The organism is Endozoicomonas sp., from assembly GCF_051008435.1.
GTDB lineage: Bacteria > Pseudomonadota > Gammaproteobacteria > Pseudomonadales > Endozoicomonadaceae > Endozoicomonas_A.
The window spans coordinates 1-4,402 of the sequence record NZ_JBPCXO010000556.1 but is presented as its reverse complement, the minus strand read 5'-3'; the positions used below and the strand labels follow the sequence as shown (position 1 = coordinate 4,402).

5 protein-coding genes and 1 tRNA gene are annotated in these 4,402 nt (G+C 49.3%); all 6 read right to left on the bottom strand.

Going from position 1 to position 4,402, the window contains the following annotated elements; all coding sequences use genetic code 11:
* Positions 1-115: 115 nt before the first annotated feature.
* A complete protein-coding gene (locus ACR2PX_RS28520; RefSeq protein ID WP_434002741.1) occupies positions 116-454 on the bottom strand; it encodes a hypothetical protein in 339 nt (112 codons plus the stop codon).
* Between the two features lie 72 nt (positions 455-526).
* On the bottom strand, positions 527-1,120 hold the full coding sequence (pth, locus tag ACR2PX_RS28515) for an aminoacyl-tRNA hydrolase (RefSeq protein ID WP_434002740.1): 594 nt from the start codon (positions 1,118-1,120) through the stop codon (positions 527-529).
* A gap of 38 nt (positions 1,121-1,158) precedes the next feature.
* A complete protein-coding gene (locus tag ACR2PX_RS28510) occupies positions 1,159-1,791 on the bottom strand; it encodes a 50S ribosomal protein L25/general stress protein Ctc (protein ID WP_434002739.1) in 633 nt (210 codons plus the stop codon).
* 246 nt (positions 1,792-2,037) lie between these two features.
* Positions 2,038-2,979 carry a ribose-phosphate pyrophosphokinase gene (locus ACR2PX_RS28505; RefSeq protein ID WP_434002738.1) on the bottom strand — a complete coding sequence of 314 codons (942 nt, stop codon included), beginning with the start codon at positions 2,977-2,979 and terminating at the stop codon, positions 2,038-2,040.
* Positions 2,980-3,212: 233 nt separating this feature from the next.
* Positions 3,213-3,287 (bottom strand) — tRNA-Gln (locus ACR2PX_RS28500).
* 40 nt (positions 3,288-3,327) lie between these two features.
* Entirely contained in the window at positions 3,328-4,212 is an 885-nt protein-coding gene (gene ispE, locus ACR2PX_RS28495; protein WP_434002737.1) for a 4-(cytidine 5'-diphospho)-2-C-methyl-D-erythritol kinase, read from the bottom strand.
* Between the last annotated feature and the right edge of the window lie 190 nt (positions 4,213-4,402).

Below are 4,402 nucleotides of genomic sequence, written 5' to 3'. Positions count from 1 at the left end.
TGCATTACCTGTAAAACTGATGTTTTTTAGAATCAGGGAAAACAGCCTGACTGCTTCTCAGGAAAATCCGGCAAAACTATACGACGAAAGGTGTTCTACCTGTGCTTTGAAATTCCTATACATCGAGATCAGTCAAGTAAGGCATTGCATCAGGAATTTCATTAATGGAATAAGCCGCCAAAGATCGTTTGACTGCTTGCAGATAAGGAACGAGAGACTGAGTTTCTATTGCATAATCAGCTATCGGTATAACTTTCGAGGGACTTTGAATAAAACGCTCTATGGAACAACGAAGGGATTGGATCTGAGCTATTTCGCTGGAGGCTATGCTGCAATGCCTGCCAGATACAACAGCTGCATTTTGATCTGAAGAGGTCGGCTTGTTTTGGCCAGCCTTATTGGGGGAGAGTAAAGAGGTACCCGCCGCACTGGAACGACTCGATGTAGAATCCATTTATTATTTCTTCTGAAAAGCTCCTTTTCCTGCTCTTCAGACTTTCAGGATTCACAAAAGTTCCGACAATGTTCAGACTTTAAAGGTATGCAGCTCTTGAACTGCCTTGGCTCGAGCACCATTAAAAGCTTCTGGAGAGATACGAACAGCTTCGTCGATGACTGAATCGATTTTCTGTCGATCGGATACGGAAGGCTTGTTCAGCACATAATTAACCACTTCCTTGCTGTCACCCGGGTGACCAATACCCAGACGCAAACGAAGAAAGTCCTTATTATTTCCTAATGCTGAAATAATATCCCTGAGACCGTTATGTCCACCGTGACCACCGCCCTGCTTCAGACGACCTATACCTGCAGGCAGATCCAGCTCATCATGAACAACCAGAATGGATTGGGGGGGAATCTTGAAGAAGGTACTGATAGCACCTACTGCCTGACCACTTCGATTCATGAAGGTGGTTGGGTTTAGCAGACGGACATCCTGTCCGTCTATGGTAATGCGGGCAGCCATACCAAAGAATTTCTTCTCAGGCTGCAGGCTTGCGCCATAGGCCCGGGCCAGCTGCTCCACATACCAGAAGCCGGCATTATGGCGTGTATCATCGTATTGAGCTCCAGGGTTACCGAGTCCGACAACCAGCTTAATCGAGTGATCCTTCGCCATAATATCCTCCTAGCAATAGAGACTTGAGTTCTAGAAACTCAGTCTTCGCTGCCTTCTTCTTCAGAAGCTTCTTCAGCTTCTTCTTCTGCACCACCACGGGTAGGCTGAACAGAAGCAACATCCAGGTCATGACCTTCACCCTGCAGCAGGGCTACCAGCTCAACACCTTCAGGCATAGTCAGGTCGGTCAGGTGAATGTGGCCACCCAGCTCAACGTTAACCATGTCAACTTCGATAAACTCAGGCAGGTCAGCAGGCAGACACTTAACTTCTACTTCTACACGAGCGTGAGTGATAGCACCACCGGCTTTCACACCTACACAGCTGTCTTCGTTCAGGAAGTGCAGTGGGATGTGAGTAGTTACAGCGTGAGTTGCGTCAACACGCAGGAAGTCCAGGTGCATAGCAAAATCTTTTGCTGGATGACGCTGGATGTCCTTCAGGATAACCTGCTGGGAAGCACCTTCTACTTCCAGAGTAAGGATCTGGGAGTAAAAAGACTCGGATTCCAGTGCTTTACGAATAGCACGAGCTTCCAGAGTGACTTGAGTAGGTTCCTGCTCACCACCGTAGATTACGGCAGGTACCAGTTCTGCACGACGCAGGCGGCGGCTCGCACCTTTCCCTACGTCTTTACGTGCAACAGCGCTCAGAGCGATAGCTTCAGACATTTTCTTTCTCCAAAGGAATACCGCAGCATCTTGCGACCAGATACTACAGCTTTAATAAAGGCACCATATCATACCGGCTATCAAATCAATTGCAAAACAAAAGCTTCACTTTTACGGCAAATACAGGGCCAAACAGGTTTTCAAAAACCGCAGAAACAAAAAGGGCACAACCGCATGGCCGTACCCTTATGCGCCTGACCGAGAACAGATAGCTCGGTTAGACTCCTGAATATCTCAGGCGATTTCTTACTGGAACATAGCGCTGATGGATTCAGCGTTACTGATCCTGCGTACAGATTCAGCCAGCAGAGGGGACATATCCAGCTGACGGATACGACCCAGGGCCTGGGCTGCCGGGCTCAGAGGGATAGTGTTGGTCACTACCAGCTCATCCAGCTCGGAATTTGCAACGTTTTCCAGAGCTCGGCCAGACAAAATAGGGTGAGTACAGTAAGCAATAACTTTAGTGGCGCCTTTAGCTTTCAGGGCAGCCACTGCAGCACACAGAGTTCCTGCGGTATCAACCATATCGTCAACCAGTACGCAGGTACGACCTGTAACATCACCAATGATGTTCATGACTTCAGACTTGTTCGCCTCAGGGCGACGCTTGTCGATGATGGCCAGATCGGTATTCAGACGTTTGGCCACAGCACGGGCACGAACCACACCACCGTGATCTGGAGATACTACCATCAGGTTTTCATAACCCTGGCGCTCCATGTCGTCCAGCAGGATCGGAGAGCCGTACACGTTATCCACAGGAATGTCGAAGAAGCCCTGAATCTGGTCAGCGTGCAAGTCAACGGTGAGAACACGGTCCACACCCACGCCAGCGATCATATCGGCTACCACTTTGGCACTGATCGGAACACGGGAAGAACGGGGACGACGATCCTGACGAGCGTAACCAAAGTAAGGCAGCACCGCAGTAATACGAACCGCAGAAGAACGACGCATGGCATCTGCCATAACCAGCAATTCCATCAGGTTGTCGTTGGTAGGGGCGCAGGTGGACTGGATGATGAAAACATCACGACCACGAACGTTTTCCTGAATTTCTACCGCAATTTCACCGTCGCTGAAACGGCCAACATAGGCCTTGCCCAGGGGGATATGCAGGTGGTTGACAACCTTGTGCACCAGCTCCGGATTTGAGTTGCCGGCAAACACCATCATTTTCGACACGGATAAGTACCTTGCTCTGGACGTAGTCGTGGGTGGAGTAGCTCTTCGCCAAACGAGCAGAACCCTCATTGCATAGCTCAATGGATCGTACAATGAAAGTCACATCATTCTGTTTTGGGCTGCTTGGATTGGAAGCATCACCTCCGAGTGAATCGAAGGAGAATGTTGTTTCCTGCGCGTTACGTCTCGTAAGGCAGTAGAGAGAGCTATCAGAAGGATAGGATTCGGAACAGTGGCTGGGGTGGAGGGATTCGAACCCCCGCATGTCAGGATCAAAACCTGATGCCTTACCGCTTGGCGACACCCCAGTAACATAGTTTGCAGTCACTGTACGTGGGATAATGGAATTTAATTCACGCATGATTGCAGCTGACTGATCGAGTTGTGAAGCGGAGATGTATTGACACCGCGGGCAACAAAACCATCAACTTCAGAGTCGATTCCTGCCAGAGTCGTTTCCGCCTGTTCACGACTGGCAAATGGTACAAATACACATGCACCCGAACCACTCATCATAGCCTGCCCCATGCTCGAATTTCCGGAATTATCCAACAGCATTAAACATTTATCAACTTCCGGATAAAGCCTGCGAACCAATGGCTGAAAGTCATTGGCCAGCTCATTTCCATACAGCCCGTTCAATGCGGCGCAAACTTTAATGGGACGAGAATCTCTTGTCAATTCCTGATGACGGAACATTTCTGTGGTGTTGACATGACAGTCAGGTTTGAGCACCAGATACCAGTACTCCTCAGGCGTTACAGGAGTAAGCTTCTCACCCACGCCTTCGGCAAAAGCCGCATGCCCCCGGACAAATACCGGTACATCAGCACCGAGCATCAACCCCAGCTCCGCCAGGGTATCGTCACTCAACCCCAGGCCCCATAAAATATTTAGCCCATGAAGCGCTGTGGCAGCATCAGAACTGCCACCACCCACACCACCACCCATAGGCAAACGTTTGACGAGTTTAATTCTGGCTCCTTTCACACAACCACTATGGGTCTGCAGAAGACGTGCCGCCTTGAGAATCAGGTTGTCATCATTGACCAGTTCTGGAAGGTCACACTCCAGCAACAACTGATCATGCTGTTTAAAAGTCAGCTCATCACCAAAGTCGAGAAACTGAAAGACCGTCTGCAGCTGGTGATAACCGTCTTCACGGCGCCCGACAATATGCAAGAAAAGGTTTAGCTTGGCCGGAGCAGGGAGAACCAGAGCTGAAGACGACATCAACAAACCATCCTGAAATAACAATCATAAACGGTAAAACCATTTCAGCCGGCGGACAGAAATGGCTCCTAGGAGCCTGTCGGACTTACCACTGACCTACTGCGAAAAAGCCTGATTTGGCCATTTTTTATGATTCTTTTCGTTGAATAGCTCGCTATTCGCCTCAAATAATCATAAAAACTGTCTCAAA